Source organism: Bacteroides sp. MSB163, from assembly GCF_036416795.1.
Classification (GTDB): domain Bacteria; phylum Bacteroidota; class Bacteroidia; order Bacteroidales; family Bacteroidaceae; genus Bacteroides; species Bacteroides maternus.
The window spans coordinates 5,243,680-5,261,179 of record NZ_CP143867.1 but is presented as its reverse complement, the minus strand read 5'-3'; the positions used below and the strand labels follow the sequence as shown (position 1 = coordinate 5,261,179).

General features: G+C 44.4%; 21 protein-coding genes. 17 read left to right on the top strand and 4 right to left on the bottom strand.

Going from position 1 to position 17,500, the window contains the following annotated elements:
- Positions 1–51 precede the first annotated feature (51 nt).
- The 11 genes from VYM24_RS20640 (at position 52) to VYM24_RS20590 (ending at position 11,350) form a co-directional block, all read left to right on the top strand.
- Entirely contained in the window at positions 52–1,404 is a 1,353-nt protein-coding gene (locus VYM24_RS20640) for a Na(+)-translocating NADH-quinone reductase subunit A (protein WP_009128511.1), read from the top strand.
- Positions 1,405–1,436: 32 nt separating this feature from the next.
- Positions 1,437–2,606: an NADH:ubiquinone reductase (Na(+)-transporting) subunit B gene (locus tag VYM24_RS20635; protein WP_294612044.1), complete on the top strand. Its 1,170-nt coding sequence runs from the start codon at positions 1,437–1,439 to the stop codon at positions 2,604–2,606.
- A gap of 14 nt (positions 2,607–2,620) precedes the next feature.
- Entirely contained in the window at positions 2,621–3,307 is a 687-nt protein-coding gene (locus VYM24_RS20630; RefSeq protein WP_117724733.1) for a Na(+)-translocating NADH-quinone reductase subunit C, read from the top strand.
- 4 nt (positions 3,308–3,311) lie between these two features.
- Positions 3,312–3,947: an NADH:ubiquinone reductase (Na(+)-transporting) subunit D gene (locus VYM24_RS20625; RefSeq protein WP_025832034.1), complete on the top strand. Its 636-nt coding sequence runs from the start codon at positions 3,312–3,314 to the stop codon at positions 3,945–3,947.
- A gap of 101 nt (positions 3,948–4,048) precedes the next feature.
- Complete coding sequence (nqrE, locus tag VYM24_RS20620) at positions 4,049–4,675, top strand: NADH:ubiquinone reductase (Na(+)-transporting) subunit E (RefSeq protein WP_291549548.1); 627 nt, start codon at positions 4,049–4,051, stop codon at positions 4,673–4,675.
- Between the two features lie 19 nt (positions 4,676–4,694).
- Complete coding sequence (gene nqrF / locus VYM24_RS20615; protein ID WP_291549546.1) at positions 4,695–5,969, top strand: NADH:ubiquinone reductase (Na(+)-transporting) subunit F; 1,275 nt, start codon at positions 4,695–4,697, stop codon at positions 5,967–5,969.
- Between the two features lie 187 nt (positions 5,970–6,156).
- Positions 6,157–7,506, top strand: a complete 1,350-nt coding sequence (locus tag VYM24_RS20610; RefSeq protein ID WP_291549544.1) for a DEAD/DEAH box helicase — start codon at positions 6,157–6,159, stop codon at positions 7,504–7,506.
- A 274-nt stretch (positions 7,507–7,780) separates the two neighbouring features.
- Positions 7,781–8,848 (top strand): 3-phosphoserine/phosphohydroxythreonine transaminase, encoded by a 1,068-nt coding sequence (gene serC, locus VYM24_RS20605; protein ID WP_007213643.1) that lies wholly within the window; start codon positions 7,781–7,783, stop codon positions 8,846–8,848.
- A gap of 109 nt (positions 8,849–8,957) precedes the next feature.
- Positions 8,958–9,881, top strand: coding sequence for an NAD(P)-dependent oxidoreductase (locus VYM24_RS20600; RefSeq protein WP_007213644.1), 924 nt, complete (start codon positions 8,958–8,960; stop codon positions 9,879–9,881).
- 2 nt (positions 9,882–9,883) lie between these two features.
- Positions 9,884–10,078, top strand: a complete 195-nt coding sequence (locus VYM24_RS20595; RefSeq protein WP_291549542.1) for a hypothetical protein — start codon at positions 9,884–9,886, stop codon at positions 10,076–10,078.
- 24 nt (positions 10,079–10,102) lie between these two features.
- Positions 10,103–11,350, top strand: coding sequence for a DUF1015 domain-containing protein (locus VYM24_RS20590; RefSeq protein ID WP_291549540.1), 1,248 nt, complete (start codon positions 10,103–10,105; stop codon positions 11,348–11,350).
- Positions 11,351–11,409: 59 nt separating this feature from the next.
- On the opposite strand, the gene VYM24_RS20585 is transcribed toward VYM24_RS20590, so the two are convergent.
- Both VYM24_RS20585 and VYM24_RS20580 read right to left on the bottom strand, forming a co-directional pair.
- Complete coding sequence (locus VYM24_RS20585; RefSeq protein ID WP_291549537.1) at positions 11,410–11,784, bottom strand: hypothetical protein; 375 nt, start codon at positions 11,782–11,784, stop codon at positions 11,410–11,412.
- The gene (locus tag VYM24_RS20580) at positions 11,781–12,329 is read right to left on the bottom strand and encodes an RNA polymerase sigma factor (protein ID WP_007213647.1); all 549 of its coding nucleotides are present in this window, start codon (positions 12,327–12,329) and stop codon (positions 11,781–11,783) included. The genes VYM24_RS20585 and VYM24_RS20580 overlap by 4 nt, the downstream gene beginning before the upstream one ends.
- Before the next feature lie 142 nt (positions 12,330–12,471).
- Here VYM24_RS20580 and VYM24_RS20575 point away from each other — a divergent pair, with 142 nt between their 5' ends.
- The 4 genes from VYM24_RS20575 (at position 12,472) to VYM24_RS20560 (ending at position 14,442) form a co-directional block, all read left to right on the top strand.
- Entirely contained in the window at positions 12,472–12,870 is a 399-nt protein-coding gene (locus tag VYM24_RS20575) for a DUF6249 domain-containing protein (protein ID WP_291549534.1), read from the top strand.
- A 133-nt stretch (positions 12,871–13,003) separates the two neighbouring features.
- Entirely contained in the window at positions 13,004–13,177 is a 174-nt protein-coding gene (locus VYM24_RS20570; RefSeq protein ID WP_299088446.1) for a hypothetical protein, read from the top strand.
- A 150-nt stretch (positions 13,178–13,327) separates the two neighbouring features.
- Positions 13,328–13,531 (top strand): hypothetical protein, encoded by a 204-nt coding sequence (locus VYM24_RS20565; RefSeq protein ID WP_007213650.1) that lies wholly within the window; start codon positions 13,328–13,330, stop codon positions 13,529–13,531.
- A 26-nt stretch (positions 13,532–13,557) separates the two neighbouring features.
- The gene (locus tag VYM24_RS20560) at positions 13,558–14,442 is read left to right on the top strand and encodes a D-isomer specific 2-hydroxyacid dehydrogenase family protein (protein WP_330940806.1); all 885 of its coding nucleotides are present in this window, start codon (positions 13,558–13,560) and stop codon (positions 14,440–14,442) included.
- A gap of 5 nt (positions 14,443–14,447) precedes the next feature.
- Here the strand turns inward: VYM24_RS20560 and VYM24_RS20555 are convergent, their stop codons facing one another.
- On the bottom strand, positions 14,448–15,239 hold the full coding sequence (locus VYM24_RS20555; protein ID WP_330940805.1) for an aspartate dehydrogenase domain-containing protein: 792 nt from the start codon (positions 15,237–15,239) through the stop codon (positions 14,448–14,450).
- Positions 15,240–15,357: 118 nt separating this feature from the next.
- On the opposite strand from VYM24_RS20555, the gene bamJ reads away from it, so the two are divergent.
- Both bamJ and VYM24_RS20545 read left to right on the top strand, forming a co-directional pair.
- On the top strand, positions 15,358–15,759 hold the full coding sequence (gene bamJ, locus VYM24_RS20550) for a BamJ family beta-barrel-assembly machinery protein (RefSeq protein WP_291549525.1): 402 nt from the start codon (positions 15,358–15,360) through the stop codon (positions 15,757–15,759).
- A gap of 13 nt (positions 15,760–15,772) precedes the next feature.
- Positions 15,773–16,345: a flavodoxin family protein gene (locus VYM24_RS20545; protein WP_330940804.1), complete on the top strand. Its 573-nt coding sequence runs from the start codon at positions 15,773–15,775 to the stop codon at positions 16,343–16,345.
- A gap of 23 nt (positions 16,346–16,368) precedes the next feature.
- On the opposite strand, the gene VYM24_RS20540 is transcribed toward VYM24_RS20545, so the two are convergent.
- Complete coding sequence (locus tag VYM24_RS20540) at positions 16,369–17,499, bottom strand: glycerate kinase family protein (RefSeq protein WP_330940803.1); 1,131 nt, start codon at positions 17,497–17,499, stop codon at positions 16,369–16,371.
- Position 17,500 lies beyond the last annotated feature (1 nt).

Genomic DNA, 17,500 nt, shown 5'->3' with positions numbered 1-17,500 from the left:
TTTTTGCTACTTTTGCGGCAAATTAATGAAACCATTATTTTATATAAACGCATGGCAAATGTAATTAAGTTACGTAAAGGCCTTGACATCAACCTGAAAGGTAAAGCTGCTCAGGAGTTAAAGTCTGTGAAAGAGCCGGGATTCTACGCATTGGTTCCCGAGGATTTCACGGGTATCACTCCGAAAGTGGTGGTCAAAGAACAGGAATATGTGATGGCCGGAGGACCCTTGTTTATCGACAAGAATCATCCTGAATTGAAATTTGTTTCGCCCGTAAGCGGCGTAGTGACAAGCGTGGAGCGCGGTGCACGCCGCAAAGTGCTGAACATTGTCGTTGAAGCTGCTGCTGAGCAAGACTATGAAGAATTCGGTAAGAAAGACGTGAATGCCCTGAACGGTGAGTCAGTGAAAGCTGCATTGCTGGAAGCAGGTATGTTCGCTTTCATCCGTCAGCGTCCCTACGACGTGATTGCTGACCCTACGATGTATCCGAAAGCCATCTTCATTTCAGCCTTCGACAGTAACCCGCTGGCACCCGATTTCGAGTTCGCCCTGAAAGGCGAGGAAGCAAACTTCCAGACAGGACTTGACGCTCTTGCCAAGATGGCAAAGACGTATCTGAGTATTAGTGTGAAACAAAAGGCAGCAGCGTTGACGCAAGCCAAGAATGTGACGATTACCGCATTTGACGGACCGAACCCGGCCGGAAATGTAGGCGTACAGATTAACCACATTTCCCCTATCGTGAAGGGTGAAACCGTGTGGACAATCGGTGCGGAAGCAGTCATCTTCATCGGTCGTCTGTTCAACACTGGTCGTGTGGACATGACGCGTAAGGTAGCTGTGACAGGTTCCGAAGTGTTGAAACCTGCATACTGCAAACTGAAAGTAGGCGCCCTGCTGACAAACGTATTCAGTGGAAACGTGACCACAGGCAGAGACTTGCGCTACATCAGCGGTAATGTACTTACAGGTAAACAGGTAAGCCCGAACGGCTTCCTCGGCGCTTTCGACAGTCAGCTGACAGTAATTCCCGAAGGTGACGACATCCATGAAATGGCAGGTTGGATTATGCCGCGTTTTGATCAGTTCAGCGTAAATCATTCCTATTTTAGCTGGTTGATGGGCAAGAACAAGGAGTATGTACTCGATGCACGTGTCAAAGGCGGCGAACGCCACATGATTATGTCCAACGAGTACGACAAGGTATTCCCAATGGACATCTTCCCCGAATATCTGGTGAAGGCTATCATTGCAGGCGATATCGACCGCATGGAGGCCCTGGGTATCTACGAAGTAGCTCCCGAGGATTTTGCCCTTTGCGAATTTGTATGCTCTTCAAAGGTAGAAGTTCAACGTATTGTTCGTGCCGGGCTCGACATGCTTCGTGCTGAAATGGCGTAATTCAATTAAAAATTAAGAATTAAAAATTAAAAATGAAAGCGTTAAGAAATTATCTCGACAAGATAAAGCCGAACTTTGAAGAGGGCGGTAAATACCACGCATTCCAGTCTGTGTTCGACGGATTCGAGACATTCCTGTTCGTCCCCAACAGGACTTCGAAATCGGGAACGCACATTCACGACGCTATCGACAGCAAACGCATTATGTCGATGGTGGTTATTGCGTTGATACCGGCGTTGTTGTTCGGTATGTATAACGTGGGTTATCAGCATTTCCATGCTACCGGTGCTACTGGTAGCTTTATCGAATTGTTTGCCTACGGTTTCCTGGCTGTATTGCCAAAAATCATTGTATCTTATGTAGTAGGTTTGGGTATTGAGTTCGTAGTGGCTCAGTGGAAGAAAGAAGAAATCCAGGAAGGTTTCCTTGTTTCCGGTATCCTTATCCCTATGATTGTTCCGGTGGACTGTCCGCTGTGGATTCTGGCAGTGGCTACTGCATTCTCTGTAATCTTTGCTAAGGAAGTGTTCGGTGGTACGGGTATGAACGTATTCAACGTTGCCTTGATTACCCGTGCATTCCTGTTCTTCGCATATCCCACCAAGATGTCCGGTGATGCCGTATGGGTATCGGGTGATTCTATCTTCGGCATGGGACAGGCTGTTGACGGATTGACCGTAGCTACTCCTTTGGGTGAAGCTGCCACTACAGGTGCCGTTCCGCCTTTCTCCTGGGATATGGTGACGGGGCTGATACCGGGTTCTATTGGTGAGACGAGTGTAATTGCCATTGCCCTCGGTGCTATCCTGTTGCTGGTAACGGGCATTGCAAGCTGGAAGACGATGTTCTCCGTATTCGTAGGTGGTGCATTCATGGCTTGGGTGTTCAATACAGTTGGTCCTGACACTCCGATGGCTCAGATGCCTTGGTACGAACACCTCGTGCTGGGTGGTTTCTGTTTTGGTGCCGTGTTCATGGCTACCGACCCCGTAACTTCGGCACGTACCGAGACGGGTAAGTATATCTTCGGTTTCCTGATTGGCGTCATGGCCATCGTGATCCGTGTACTGAACCCCGGTTACCCCGAAGGTATGATGCTCGCCATCCTGCTGATGAATATCTTTGCTCCGCTGATTGACTACTGTGTAGTACAGGGCAACATCAGCCGCCGCGAGAAACGTGCAATCAAGTCTAACAATTAAAATACCCGAAGAAAATGAATACCAATAGTAATAGTTATACTATCATTTATGCTTCGGTAATGGTTGTTATCGTTGCATTCTTGCTGGCATTCGTTAGTTCCTCACTGAGAAGCATTCAGGATAAAAACGTGGAACTGGATACGAAGAAGCAAATCCTTGCTGCATTGAACATTAAGAATGTTGCGGATGCCGAGGCTGAATATAATAAATATGTAAAGGGAGACATGCTGATGAACGTGGACGGTACATTGACCGAAAACACAGGCGCATTTGCTACCGGTTACGAAAAAGAAGCTAAAGAACACCAACGCCTGCACGTATTCGTGGCAGAAGTGGACGGAGAAACGAAATATGTATTCCCTGTTTATGGTGCCGGTCTTTGGGGCGCCATCTGGGGTTATGTTGCACTGAACAGTGATAAGGATACCGTTTACGGTGTTTATTTCTCTCATGCCAGTGAAACTCCGGGTCTGGGTGCTGAAATCGCAGGTCAACACTTCCAGGATGAATTCTTGGGCAAGAAGACACTGGATAACGGCGAAGTTGCCCTCGGTGTTGTGAAAAACGGCAAGGTAGAGAAACCTGATTTCCAGGTGGACGGTATCTCCGGCGGTACGATTACTTCTGTAGGTGTGGATGCTATGCTGAAAACTTGTCTGAATAGTTACAAGAGTTTTTTAACCAATAATGATGAGGAATAAGGATATGGGACAGTTATTTTCAAAGAAAAACAGAGAAGTATTCTCTAATCCGCTAGGCATGGACAACCCCGTTACCGTACAGGTGCTGGGTATCTGTTCTGCACTGGCTGTAACTGCCAAGCTGGAACCCGCCATCGTAATGGGGCTTTCGGTAACAGTGATTACGGCTTTTGCCAATGTGGTGATTTCGTTGCTGCGCAAGACTATCCCCAACCGTATCCGTATCATCGTTCAGTTGGTTGTGGTAGCCGCCCTGGTAACCATTGTGAGTGAAATCCTGAAAGCGTTTGCTTACGACGTAAGCGTACAGCTTTCCGTTTATGTAGGTTTGATTATTACAAACTGTATCCTGATGGGACGTCTGGAAGCATTTGCTATGCAGAACGGTCCCTGGGAATCCTGCCTTGATGGTATAGGTAATGGGTTGGGATATGCCAAGATTTTGATTATCGTAGCTTTCTTCCGTGAGTTGTTGGGTTCCGGTACGTTGCTCGGCTTCAACATCCTGAACCACGAATGGTTAACGAATATAGGTTATGTGAACAACGGCTTGATGCTGATGCCGCCGATGGCGTTGATTATCTGCGCTTGTATCATCTGGTATCAGCGTGCACGTCACAAAGAGTTGCAAGAAAAGTAATATAAATGAAGAATGAAGAATGATGAATGAAGAATTGGCGGCACTATGGCGCTGCATAGAAATTCTTAATTCTTAATTCTTAATTCTTAATTCAAAGAATTATGGAACATTTAATAAGTTTATTTGTCCGCTCCATCTTTGTGGACAACATGATATTTGCGTTCTTCCTGGGTATGTGCTCTTACTTGGCTGTATCCAAGAACGTGAAGACTGCCGTAGGACTGGGTATCGCCGTTACTTTCGTATTGGTGGTTACGCTTCCGGTCAACTATTTGTTGCAGACCAAGGTGCTGGCTGCTAACGCTATCATTGAAGGCGTTGACCTCAGCTTCCTCAGTTTTATTCTTTTCATTGCCGTAATTGCAGGTATCGTGCAGTTGGTGGAGATGGTGGTAGAGCGTTTCAGCCCGTCGCTGTATGCTTCACTGGGTATCTTCCTGCCGTTGATTGCTGTAAACTGTGCCATCATGGGTGCTTCGCTCTTCATGCAGCAACGCATCAATGTAGGTGAGAGCGATCCGAAATATATCGGTGATATATGGGATGCTATCTCTTACGCACTGGGTTCCGGTATCGGTTGGTTGCTCGCCATCGTAGGTTTGGCGGCTATCCGCGAGAAGATGGCTTACTCTGACGTTCCTGCTCCGCTGAAAGGCTTGGGCATCACGTTTATTACAGTAGGCTTGATGGCAATGGCATTCATGTGTTTCTCTGGTTTGAACATCTAATAAAGAAAGGAATAAAACAATGGATATAAATTTAATATTAGCGAGCATTGGAGTATTCCTGGTGGTTATTCTGCTGCTTGTCGTTATCCTGTTGGTTGCCAAGAATTTCCTGGTACCCTCGGGTAATGTAAAACTGACTATCAATGGCGACAATGTGCTGGACGTAGAGTCCGGTTCCACGTTGCTGAATACGTTGTCCGTGAACGGTATATTCCTTTCTTCCGCTTGTGGTGGTAAGGGTTCTTGCGGACAGTGTAAATGCCAGGTGCTGGATGGTGGTGGCGAAATCCTGCCGTCCGAAGTTCCTCACTTCAGCCGTAAACAGGTACAAGACCATTGGCGTCTGGGTTGCCAGGTGAAAGTGAAGAGCGACATGGGCATCAAGATTGACGAGTCTGTGCTCGGTGTAAAAGAGTGGGAGTGCGAGGTTATCTCCAACAAGAACGTGGCTACGTTCATCAAAGAGTTCATCGTGGCGTTGCCTAAGGGTGAACACATGGACTTCATCCCGGGTTCTTATGCACAGATCAAGATACCTAAATATTCAATGGACTATAACAAGGATATTGATAAGAGTCTGATTGGTGACGAGTACTTGCCCGCATGGGAGAAATTCGGTTTGTTTACATTGAAGTGTAACAATGACGAAGAAACCATCCGTGCATATTCTATGGCTAACTATCCGGCAGAGGGCGACCGTATCATGTTGACGGTACGTATCGCAACCCCGCCGTTCAAGCCGAAAGATCAGGGACAAGGTTTCATGGATGTGCCTGCGGGTATCGCTTCTTCTTATATCTTCACGCTGAAACCGGGTGACAAGGTAATAATGAGTGGTCCTTACGGAGACTTCCATCCGATATTTGATTCTAAGAAGGAAATGATGTGGATTGGTGGTGGTGCCGGTATGGCTCCGTTGCGTGCACAAATCATGCACTTGACGAAGACACTGCACACTACAGACCGCAAGATGACTTACTTCTACGGTGCACGTGCATTGAACGAGGTATTCTATCTGGAAGACTTCCTGCAAATCGAGAAGGATTTCCCGAACTTTACGTTCCATCTTGCATTGGACCGTCCGGATCCTGCAGCAGATGCAGCCGGCGTGAAGTATACTCCAGGCTTCGTTCACCAGGTGATTTACGAAACTTATCTGAAAGACCACGAAGCTCCTGAAGATATTGAATACTACATGTGTGGGCCTGGTCCGATGTCGAAAGCTGTTGAGAAGATGCTCGACGATCTCGGTGTTCCGGCTCAGAACCTGATGTTTGATAACTTCGGCGGATAAGTTGAAACTTCAAAGTTTATAAATGACTTCGATATTTTAGAAAACTCCTGCATGGCTACGGCTACGCAGGAGTTTTTTTGTTATCTTTTGATAAGATAAACTGTATTCCGGCATAACTTTTTCATGTAAGCATGAAAGTTCTACACTCAAATTACATTATCTTTGGCTCGTCATAGAAAAAATCATTATGGAAATTCAAGATATACTCAGAAATCTGCAAATAGAACAACTCACCCCAATGCAAGAGGCAACGCGGGAGGCTTATCGTGAAAACAAAGATTTAGTATTGCTTTCGCCTACAGGTTCGGGCAAGACACTGGCTTTTCTTCTTCCATTGGTGCAATCGCTGAAGGCAGAAATGCAAGGAGTGCAGGCTATTGTTTTGGTACCTTCGCGCGAACTGGCGTTGCAGATTGAAACAGTTTTCAAATCTATGGGAACTCCATTTAAGGCAATGAGCTGTTACGGTGGTCGTCCCGCTATGGAGGAGCACCGGACAATGAAGGGCATTAATCCTTCAGTTGTCATCGGCACACCGGGACGAATGAACGATCACTTGCGGAAAGAGAATTTCAATGCGAGCAGCGTCACTACACTGGTGATAGACGAGTTCGATAAATGCCTTGAATTCGGTTTCCATGATGAAATGGCGGAAGTTATCGGGCAGTTGCCTTCCCTAAAAAAACGTGTGCTGCTTTCTGCTACTGATGCTGAAGAAATTCCCCAGTTCACCGGTGTAAGAGACGCTGATAACTCTCAACGTTCAACTCTCAACGTTCAACTTGTCAAGCTTGACTTCCTCGATCCGGAAGCTCTTGCTCCACGCCTGAGACTTCATAAAGTCCTTTCTCCCGGGAAAGATAAACTGGAAACTTTGTATAATCTGCTTTGCACACTCGGACATCATTCAACCCTTGTTTTCTGTAACTATCGCGAAAGTGTGGAACGGGTAACAGCATATTTACAATCAAAGAAATTTCTTTGTGATATGTTTCATGGCGGCATGGAACAGCCCGACCGCGAACGTGCACTTTATAAATTCCGCAATGGCAGTTGTGCTGTACTGATTTCTACCGACCTTGCTGCCCGCGGACTGGATATTCCTGGCATTGAGAACGTAGTTCACTACCATCTTCCTATCAATGAAGAAGCCTGTACGCACCGCAACGGACGTACGGCTCGTTGGGAAGCTGACGGAAATTCCTATCTCATCCTGCACAATGAAGAACGGGTTCCTGAATACATTCCCGAAGATATTGAAATCTTTGAGTTTCCGGAAGTACTGCCGAAGCCGGCCAAGTCCCGATGGGCTACCTTATATATAGGTAAAGGAAAGAAAGATAAGCTGAACAAAATCGATATTGTCGGCTTCTTATATAAGAAAGGTGGACTGGGGCGTGAAGATGTGGGACAAGTGGATGTGAAAGAACACTATGCTTTCGTAGCTGTGCGCCGTAGTAAAATGAAACAGTTGCTCACGTTGATACAAGGTGAGAAAATTAAAGGAGTAAAGACGATAATTGAGGAAGCTAAGTAAGTTTTCTTATAAATATTCACTTTTTTTGCGTCTAAACTTCTGAATATAAAGTAATAAAATCGTATTACTATTAGATTCTTCTAAAAGTCCGTTCTTGATAAGTATGGATAACAAAATGGTGCATATATCCTGTATAAACCATAAAAAAGTAAGCTAAATGCGCTGTTAAAATAGAATTTCATTATGAAAGGTTTGTTTTAAAGAAATATTTCCGTAATTTCGCAAGGTCTAAAGACACTAATGAACGAAATTGTATAACCAAAACAAACTTCAAATGAAAAAGCATAATTTCAATGCAGGACCTTCTATTCTTCCTCGTGAGGTGATTGAGGATACGGCAAAAGCTATTCTTGATTTCAACGGCTCAGGCCTCTCACTGATGGAAATCAGCCACCGTGCTAAGGACTTCCAACCTGTTGTGGACGAAGCCGTAGCACTATTCAAAGAATTACTCAATATCCCCGAAGGGTATTCGGTACTGTTCTTGGGCGGTGGTGCCAGTTTGGAATTCTGCATGGTCCCCTTCAACTTCCTCGAAAAGAAAGCGGCTTACCTGAATACAGGTGTATGGGCTAAGAAAGCCATGAAAGAAGCCAAAGCTTTCGGTGAAGTAGTTGAAGTCGCTTCTTCCGCAGAGTCTACTTATACTTATATTCCTAAGGATTATACAGTGCCTGCTGATGCTGATTATTTCCACATCACGACCAATAACACTATTTATGGTACTGAACTTAAAGAAGACCTGGATGTAAACGTTCCGATGATTGCCGATATGTCTTCCGATATTTTCTCCCGTCCTATCGACGTGTCTAAATATATCTGTATCTATGGCGGTGCACAGAAGAATCTGGCTCCTTCAGGCGTAACCTTCGTTATCGTGAAGAATGACGCTTTGGGTAAGGTATCCCGCTATATTCCTACGATGCTGAACTATCAGACACATATTGACAGCGGTTCTATGTTCAACACTCCTCCGGTTGTTCCCATCTATGCTGCATTGCAGACTTTGCGTTGGATCAAGGCACAGGGTGGTGTGAAAGAAATGGAACGCCGTGCCATAGAAAAGGCAGATATGCTGTATGCTGAAATCGACCGTAACAAGATGTTCGTAGGTACAGCCGCACAGGAAGACCGTTCACGCATGAATATCTGCTTCGTGATGGCTCCTGAATACAAAGAACTGGAAGCTGACTTCATGAAGTTTGCTACAGAAAGAGGTATGGTAGGTATCAAGGGACACCGTTCAGTGGGTGGTTTCCGTGCATCTTGCTACAATGCTATGCCGAAGGAAAGCGTACAGGCTTTGATTGACTGCATGCAGGAATTTGAGAAACTTCATTAATAATATTTTATTCACCACAGAGTACACAGAGGTCACAGAGGATAATTAATAAAAACTCTGTGTATTCTGTGTCCTCTGTGGTGAGTCTTTTTTTAATATCATAAGAATCATGAAAGTATTAATTGCAACCGACAAACCGTTTGCTAAAGTAGCTGTAGACGGTATTCGCAAAGAAATTGAAGCAGCAGGTTATGAACTTGCCTTGTTGGAGAAATATACAGAGAAAGCCCAGTTGCTGGACGCAGTGAAGGATGCCAATGCTATCATTATCCGTAGCGACATTATAGATGCCGCAGTATTGGACGCTGCAAAAGAACTGAAGATTGTAGTACGTGCAGGTGCAGGTTACGATAATGTAGACCTGGAAGCTGCCACTGCTCATGGTGTGTGCGTAATGAACACCCCGGGACAGAACTCTAATGCCGTAGCCGAACTTGCTTTCGGTATGATGGTGATGGCTGTCCGCAATATGTATAACGGTACTTCCGGTACGGAATTGAAGGGTAAGAAACTGGGTATTCACGCTTATGGTAATGTAGGTCGCAACGTGGCTCGCATAGCCAAGGGTTTCGGTATGGAAATCTTTGCTTTCGATGCTTTCTGTCCGAAAGAAGTGATTGAGAAAGACGGCGTGAAAGCTGTTGACTCTGCTGATGAGCTTTATTCTGCTTGTGACGTAGTTTCATTGCACATTCCGGCTACTGCTGAAACGAAGAATTCTATCAACTATGCTTTGGTAAATAAAATGCCGAAGGGTGGTGTATTGGTAAATACTGCACGTAAGGAAGTTATCAACGAAGCAGAACTGATTCAGCTGATGGAAGAACGCGGTGACCTGAAATACATGACTGATATCATGCCCGCAGCTCACGAAACATTTGCTGCCAAGTTCGTAGGCCGTTATTTCTCTACACCGAAGAAGATGGGTGCACAGACTGCTGAAGCTAACATCAATGCCGGTATTGCTGCCGCACAACAGATTGTTGGTTTCCTGAAAGACGGTTGCGAGAAATTCCGTGTTAATAAGAAATAAGAATGAATAGTAAAACTGCCTATAAATTTGCAGCTGTCTATCTGACGATAGGTGCTGGTGTTTTTGCACTAAGCAGTATATTCAGAAAAGAACTTTCAGATTTCGCCCTCGGCTTTTGCGAGGGCGTATCTGTTGTGTTGATATTAGGCAGCGCAATCTATTTGATAGTGCATTTCATGAAAAAGAGATCTCAATAATCCATTAAAAACACACCTTGACTTATGGCAATAATTAAACCGTTTAAAGGTATCCGTCCACCGCAGGAGCTGGTGGAGCAGGTGGCTTCCCGCCCGTATGATGTGCTGAACTCAGCAGAAGCACGTGAAGAGGCAAAAGGAAACGAAAAATCGTTGTATCATATCATTAAACCCGAAATAGACTTTCCCGTAGGTACCGACGAACACGATGAATGTGTTTATCAGAAAGCTGCCGAAAACTTCCAGATGTTTCAGGACAAAGGCTGGCTGGTACAGGATGATAAAGAAAACTACTACGTCTATGCGCAGACCATGAATGGGAAAACGCAATACGGTTTAGTAGTAGGTGCCTATGTACCTGATTATATGAACGGCGTCATCAAGAAACATGAGCTGACCCGTCGCGATAAGGAAGAAGACCGTATGAAGCATGTTCGTGTGAATAATGCCAATATCGAACCGGTATTCTTTGCATATCCTGACAATGCTACTCTGGATGCTATTATCGCTCATTATACAGCCGAAAAGCCGGTATATGATTTCATTGCTCCTGGTGATGGCTTTGGTCATACTTTCTGGATTATTGATAAGCAGGAAGACATTGATGCCATTACGAAGGAATTTGCTAAGATGCCCGCTCTTTATATTGCCGACGGACACCATCGTAGTGCCGCCGCCGCTTTGGTAGGAGCCGAAAAAGCTAAGCAGAATCCGAATCATACCGGTGACGAAGAATACAACTACTTCATGGCAGTTTGTTTCCCCGCCAACCAACTGACTATTATTGATTACAACCGTGTTGTAAAAGACTTGAATGGCTTGACACCTGAACAATTCCTGACTGCTGTCAGCAAGAATTTTACGGTAGAAGAAAAAGGCACTGAAATCTATAAACCTGCCGGTTTGCATAATTTCTCTCTTTATCTGGATGGCAAGTGGTACAGTCTGACCGCTAAACCGGGTACTTACAATGATAATGATCCGATTGGTGTACTGGATGTTACTATTTCTTCCAACCTGATTCTGGATGAAGTTCTCGGTATCAAAGATCTGCGTTCGGATAAACGTATTGATTTTGTTGGAGGTATCCGTGGTCTGGGTGAGTTGAAGAAACGTGTGGATAGTGGTGAAATGAAAGTGGCTTTGGCACTTTATCCTGTCAGCATGAAGCAATTGATGGATATTGCAGATACGGGCAATATCATGCCGCCTAAGACAACGTGGTTTGAACCGAAACTACGTTCGGGATTGGTGATTCATAAGCTGGATTAAAATATGAAATAAAAAAGTGAAGCGAGGATGTTCCTGCAAAGGATATCCTCGCTTTTTCTTTAAGGGTGATGCTTATTAAAATATCGTTTCCTCATCCAGCGGTCAAAGATAAGGAACAGAGGCATTGCGATAAGTATCAGTAAATAGAATGAGGGAATTTGGATCTTTTCCGTTTCCAGTATTTCGGGGCGGATGAAGGCTTCTCTGATTGTATTACCGAAATAAATCACTAATCCGGCAATGCAGCATCCTATTAAGAATATGGAAGCGGCTATCGTAGCAAACAGCGTTCTTCGTTCCGATTTCTTTTCGCGTAAGCGTATGGCTTCTTCCACCTTCCTCATGGTCTGGTAGGCGAAATTGGAAGGTAGACGAAATCCGTTTTCCTCTTTTATGGCTTTTTTCAGCCCTTTGTCTTTTTGTTCTTCGTTCATACTTCCTCTTGTTTTATGAGTACATATATCTTTTTGCGTACGCGATGCAATTTTACTTTTGCATTGCTTTCCGTCAGGCCCAGAATCAGGGCAGTTTCATTCAATGACTTTTCTTCGTAGTAGAACAAGGTAATCAAGGCACGTTCGTCTGAGTTAAGTTTTTCTATGGCTCTGTTTAATCTGATAATCATTTCCTCACTTTCATCATTAAGCGTTTCATCTACTTGTTGGTCGGAAATGTTGGCGAGCAACGTATCGTCCATGGCAAAGGTATCGAATTTTTTCTTACGGGTTGCCGAAATCGCCGTATTATAAGCAATGGAATAAATCCATGTTGAGAATGAGCTTTCGGCTTTGAAAGAGGAGAGATGTTGGAACGCTTTCAGAAAAACGTCTTGCGTCAACTCCTCGGCATCTTCCTGGTTACAGATGATACGGGCAATCAGGGAAAAGACCTGTTGACCGTGTTGATTCAGGAAGTATTCGTATAGAGCAGTTTCTCCTCTCAGTATGCGTTGGATAATATGTGTTTCGTTATTCTCCATTCTGCCTTTTAGACGTAACTCTTTGTAGGAGGTTACATTATTTCTGAGAAATATTTTTTTTGATGAAATGTGTAACCTTACACAAGACACTGCGTCTAAAGTGTACAAAGGAACAAAAATACTAATTTAAAACGAAACGAATATGATGGATTTTATCATGGTGCCTACGATTTTGGCAATTATTACTTTGGGGATTTACAAACTGTTTGAACTGTTCGTATGTAAAAAGGAGCGCTTGATGCTTATTGAAAAGATGGGAGATAAGTATCAACCGGATGTGGCTTGTATGCCGAAACTTTATGGTAACTTTTCTTTTTCAGCATTGAAATTAGGATGTCTGCTGGTGGGTATGGGCTTAGGATTGTTGATAGGATTTGTAATTTGCACTTCGGCAATTCCCGGATATTTAGATAAGGATGTGGATAACTGGCGTGTTTATCGTGAGACAGTATCTTTGGTCTATGGAGCTTGTGTACTTTCATTGGGAGGTATCGGGCTTATCGCGGCCTTTATTGCAGAGTTGAAGCTTAGTAAAAAATGATCGCTGAATTTTAGGGATTTTCTTATGATGAAAAAGAGTTGTCAGTCATTTGCAACTTTTTTTGTATTGAGGGAGAACTTTAAGGACTATCTGTGTGTTACTATGTTAGTAATAACCTAAACCAGATAACGATATGGATAAAAAAGATGAAAAGACTCTTCAAGAGAAGAGCAAGATACAAAAAGATGCTGAAGAAACATTGCCTGGACGACAATTGGGTTTATATTCCAAGGTCGATAAGAAGGAAGTGCGCAATATGGTTTCGGAGATAAATCCTGATAAGAATAGTTTTGGCAGCAGAGGATAGTTTCGGCTTTATTAACTACCTTTGGATAAGATAAGCTGCATTTCGGCATAACTTTTTCATACAAGCATAAAGGTTCTGCGCTCAATTTGCATTATCTTTGCAAAACATTAGCCTTTCAGCTATATTGTAATGTATAAAAATTGTAGAACAATGAAGACGAAAAAACGTAGGGATGCCCTGTCGGCATTCAAGGAAGCGAACCGCTTGATAGAGATGGAACGCAATGGTGGACGTTGGATTGCAAAAGATCGTCCGCATAAGAACAAGAAAAAGTATTGTCGTAAAGATAGTAAGAAAGAGTTGTCACGTATGATCGATGGCAGCTCTTTTGTTTTATATCACTCTTTTTGCTAACTTCGTCCTCTCTAAAATAAAAAACTATGTTTCGTAAACTTGTAGCAATAGAACCCGTAAGTCTGATTCCGTCAGCAGAAAAAGCACTGCATTCGTATGCAGAAAAGGTAGTGATGTTCCCTGATGTTCCGGCAGGGGATGATGAAATAGTAGCCCGTATCGGAGATGCCGATGCTGTGCTATTGAGTTATACTTCACAAATAAACAGGAGTGTGCTTGAGAAGTGCCCGGATATAAAGTATATCGGTATGTGCTGCTCGCTGTATTCACCGGAGAGTGCCAATGTAGACATTCGTTATGCGAACGAGCGGGGGATTACTGTAACCGGTATCCGGGATTATGGGGATGAAGGTGTGGTGGAATATGTAGTCAGCGAACTGGTGCGTTGCTTGCATGGATTTGGTCAGGAATCCTGGGAAGAAATGCCCCGGGAGATCACAGGGCTGAAAGTAGGTGTCATAGGATTGGGTAAATCCGGTGGTATGATTGCCGATGCACTGAAATTTTTGGGGGCGGATATTGCTTATTTTGCCCGTAGTGAAAAAGAGGATGCGGCTGCCAAAGGATATCGTTTCTTACCCTTGGGAGAACTTCTTTCTCAGAGTGAAGTCGTTTTTTGTTGTCTCAATAAGAATACAGTCCTGTTGCATGAGGCTGAGTTCGAACAACTCGGAAATAAAAAGATATTGTTCAATACCGGGCTGTCTCCGGCATGGGACGAACCCGCGTTCGTTAAGTGGCTGAAAGGTGATAACCTTTGTTTTTGTGATACACTGGGAGCTTTGGGTGGAGCACATCTTTTAAGCCATCCGCATGTCCGCTGTATGCAGGTATCTACAGGCCGTACCCGTCAGGCGTTTGACCGCCTGAGCGAGAAAGTACTGGCCAATATAGAAGCATATAACCGATAATGTAATCAGAAGAATACAATCGGTGATGTTATGTTAAGCAGGGTGTTCACAACAGACCACCCTGCAATTTCAGCAGTGGCGCTGTACACATCAATTACGGCATGCACCTGATTGTTCTTTATTTCCACTCTTTGAGTGTCTCCCACGAATCCGGGAGTGGATTGTATGGACATTTCCATATTCTCCGGGCCGATGGAGGCCAGTGAAGCAGCAACGGCTACATTGACTTTGGTTGGGAACATGGCTATGGCTTCAGTAGCATTTCCTGAGAAGACAACACGTTGATCCGTTTGCAATGCCTCATCATATACAGCTGTTCCCTTCAAGGCATCAGGACCTTTTTCATTAAAGAATTTAGCTTTTGCATTTCCCATTAAAGAAGCTGTCCGCAGAACATCGAAACCGCCCGTAGCACCGGAAACGATGTATACACGCGTACCGTTCGCTTTGGCAGTCTCCATCACTTCCTGATAGAAAGCAGTGTCTGCCAGAGCACCGATAGACAAGGTGACGATGGAAGTACCGTTCTTTAGGGCGGGTAACGCGAACTCTTTCATGGCAGCAGGAGAGGCTGCTTCTACCAGATAATCCGGTTTCAGTGCCAGTAAATCTTCCGGGGTTGTACATGCTACGCAGGATTTCTCGTGCTGCTGCATTTTACTAACTATACGTTCAGCTTTTTCTGCTGTACGTGAGTAAACTCCAACTAAATCATATTCCGGCAACAAGCCATTAACAACTGCATCCGAAACTATTCCGGCCAGTCGTCCACATCCGACAATAACTAATTTTTTCATGGAGCAAAGATACCGCTTATTCATATAATCTCCAAAAACGCATGATGAGCTTATTCTGTATTTGGGTGGATAGCATAAATGTTGTACTTTTGTGGGAAAGAAGAATCATTTATAACTTATGGGACGAAAAGAAGAATATAAATTGCAAAATGAGCAGTACCTGGAGGCTTTGCGTGCAGGGAATGATATCCGGGAACTGCCTTGCGGAATTCTATATCGGGTATTGGAAGAAGGGAATGGCGGCAATACTCCCCGTTTGAATAGCGTTGTAACTGTGCATTATAAAGGCACTTTGATAAATGGCCACGAGTTCGATAACTCTTGGAAACGGAATTACCCTGAGGCTTTTCGTCTGAATGAAGTCATTGAAGGCTGGCAGATAGCCCTGCAACGAATGCATGTAGGAGATCATTGGATTGTTTATATTCCTTATGCAATGGGATATGGTACACGTAGCAGTGGTCCTATTCCGGCTTTCTCTACTTTGGTGTTTGACGTCCAGCTATTGGGAATTGCGTAAATACGGACTAATTATGAAAATACTGATTATCAACGGAAGTCCCCGTAAGCAAGGACATATTTCGAAAATGCTGCAATTGATGGAAACGGAAGCCCGGGCGAATGGTGACGAAGTTACTGTGATTAGAGTGGCTGACCTGCAAATCCGTTCCTGCATCGGCTGTATGAGTTGCCGTGAGAAACTGAAATGTTGTTTGCCTGAGGATGATGCACAACGTGTGCTGAAGCAGATAGAAGAAGCGCAAGCACTGATAATCGGTGCTCCCTGCTATTGGGGAAACCTGCCGGGACAACTGAAAGTGATGTTCGACCGCATCGTTTACGGAATGATGGGAGAGACCTCACGAGGTATTCCCATCGGCCTGCATAAAGGTAAAAAGGCAGTTATCGTAAGCACTTGCACTACTCCATATCCTTTCAATATATTCTTTAATCAGACAAGGGGAGTAGTAAAGGCGCTGAAAGAAATCCTGAAATGGAGCGGCTTTAAAGTTTTTTCAACCATCGAGAAAGGCGGAACGAAACAACATCCCGGACTGACGGAAAGAGTAATGAAACGTTGTTGCGGAGTGATACATAAACTCTGATACGGAGACACATTTTTTTCTAATCATTTCTTCTTGCAAATACATTCGACTGTTTGCTGTATATTTTTGCGTGCAACTTCCGGTCTCATAGATTCTTCTAACGATATGAATGGAGGGTTAACAGAGAAGACCCCTTCAAACCCGGCCTGTTGTAATTCATCCGAATCTTCTATATTGCCGGCTAACAGGATTACCGGAATATCTTGTTTCCGGGCTTCAGCAAGTATGCCGGAAGGAACTTTTCCCATCAATGTTTGCCGGTCAGCTTTTCCTTCTCCGGTAATGATCAAGTCAGCGTTTTTTATTTTATTACTGAAGTCAAGAGCTTCCAGCATCAGTTGTATGCCGGGTTTCAGTTCCGCATTCAGGAAAGCCAGCAGACTACCGCCCATACCTCCGGCGGCACCGGCTCCGGGATGATTGGAAATATCTTTTCCCGTCGTATGACGGATGACTTCTGCAAAGTTTTGCAGTCCTGCATCCAATGCCTCCACCATTTCCCGGTCTGCTCCTTTCTGAGGCGCAAAGACATAAGCCGCTCCTTCGGGACCATAGAATGGATTTTGTACATCGCAGGCAACAGTAAATCGGCAACTGTTTAAAGCCGGATGGACACAAGTGCTGTCTATATGCGCTACTTTTATTAATGCTTCTCCACGGCCTGTCCCTATTTCTTTACCCTTCTTGTCTGAAAAATGAAAGCCTAATGCCTGAAGCATTCCTAACCCGGCATCATTGGTTGCACTGCCACCGATGCCAATGGTAAAGTTGCGGCAACCACGCTCCAAAGCATCACGAATGATTTCTCCCGTGCCGTAAGTGGTAGTCAGCATCGGGTTTCTTTTTTCCGGAGGAACTAGAGGCAATCCGCTGATGCTCGCCATTTCTATGAAAGCTGTTTTCCCATTTTCGGAAATGCCGTAATAAGTATTGTGCCACTTCATCAATGGATCGTGGGCGGAAATCGGAATTTCCTGACCGTTGGTTGCCATAATCAGCACATCCAGCATTCCTTCGCCTCCATCGGCTATGGGCAGGCAGATAACTTCACATTCCGGGTATACGGAACGAATACCCTCGGCAGCTGCTTTTCCAGCTTCTGCCGAGGGTAAACATCCTTTAAAGGAGTCAATAGCTATGACTACTTTCTTCATA

What these genes read in the sequence shown, in the direction of transcription:
- VYM24_RS20635 (WP_294612044.1), top strand. Translation starts at nt 1,437, where the DNA reads ATGAAAGCGTTAAGAAATTATCTCGACAAGATAAAGCCGAACTTTGAA.
- VYM24_RS20580 (WP_007213647.1), bottom strand. Translation starts at nt 12,329, where the DNA reads ATGGAGAATAACGAAACACATATTATCCAACGCATACTGAGAGGAGAA.
- VYM24_RS20570 (WP_299088446.1), top strand. Translation starts at nt 13,004, where the DNA reads ATGGATAAAAAAGATGAAAAGACTCTTCAAGAGAAGAGCAAGATACAA.
- VYM24_RS20590 (WP_291549540.1), top strand. Translation starts at nt 10,103, where the DNA reads ATGGCAATAATTAAACCGTTTAAAGGTATCCGTCCACCGCAGGAGCTG.
- VYM24_RS20545 (WP_330940804.1), top strand. Translation starts at nt 15,773, where the DNA reads ATGAAAATACTGATTATCAACGGAAGTCCCCGTAAGCAAGGACATATT.
- VYM24_RS20625 (WP_025832034.1), top strand. Translation starts at nt 3,312, where the DNA reads ATGGGACAGTTATTTTCAAAGAAAAACAGAGAAGTATTCTCTAATCCG.
- VYM24_RS20585 (WP_291549537.1), bottom strand. Translation starts at nt 11,784, where the DNA reads ATGAACGAAGAACAAAAAGACAAAGGGCTGAAAAAAGCCATAAAAGAG.
- VYM24_RS20575 (WP_291549534.1), top strand. Translation starts at nt 12,472, where the DNA reads ATGATGGATTTTATCATGGTGCCTACGATTTTGGCAATTATTACTTTG.
- VYM24_RS20595 (WP_291549542.1), top strand. Translation starts at nt 9,884, where the DNA reads ATGAATAGTAAAACTGCCTATAAATTTGCAGCTGTCTATCTGACGATA.
- VYM24_RS20600 (WP_007213644.1), top strand. Translation starts at nt 8,958, where the DNA reads ATGAAAGTATTAATTGCAACCGACAAACCGTTTGCTAAAGTAGCTGTA.
- VYM24_RS20555 (WP_330940805.1), bottom strand. Translation starts at nt 15,239, where the DNA reads ATGAAAAAATTAGTTATTGTCGGATGTGGACGACTGGCCGGAATAGTT.
- VYM24_RS20630 (WP_117724733.1), top strand. Translation starts at nt 2,621, where the DNA reads ATGAATACCAATAGTAATAGTTATACTATCATTTATGCTTCGGTAATG.
- serC (WP_007213643.1), top strand. Translation starts at nt 7,781, where the DNA reads ATGAAAAAGCATAATTTCAATGCAGGACCTTCTATTCTTCCTCGTGAG.
- VYM24_RS20560 (WP_330940806.1), top strand. Translation starts at nt 13,558, where the DNA reads ATGTTTCGTAAACTTGTAGCAATAGAACCCGTAAGTCTGATTCCGTCA.
- VYM24_RS20610 (WP_291549544.1), top strand. Translation starts at nt 6,157, where the DNA reads ATGGAAATTCAAGATATACTCAGAAATCTGCAAATAGAACAACTCACC.
- VYM24_RS20540 (WP_330940803.1), bottom strand. Translation starts at nt 17,499, where the DNA reads ATGAAGAAAGTAGTCATAGCTATTGACTCCTTTAAAGGATGTTTACCC.
- nqrF (WP_291549546.1), top strand. Translation starts at nt 4,695, where the DNA reads ATGGATATAAATTTAATATTAGCGAGCATTGGAGTATTCCTGGTGGTT.
- VYM24_RS20640 (WP_009128511.1), top strand. Translation starts at nt 52, where the DNA reads ATGGCAAATGTAATTAAGTTACGTAAAGGCCTTGACATCAACCTGAAA.
- VYM24_RS20565 (WP_007213650.1), top strand. Translation starts at nt 13,328, where the DNA reads ATGAAGACGAAAAAACGTAGGGATGCCCTGTCGGCATTCAAGGAAGCG.
- bamJ (WP_291549525.1), top strand. Translation starts at nt 15,358, where the DNA reads ATGGGACGAAAAGAAGAATATAAATTGCAAAATGAGCAGTACCTGGAG.
- nqrE (WP_291549548.1), top strand. Translation starts at nt 4,049, where the DNA reads ATGGAACATTTAATAAGTTTATTTGTCCGCTCCATCTTTGTGGACAAC.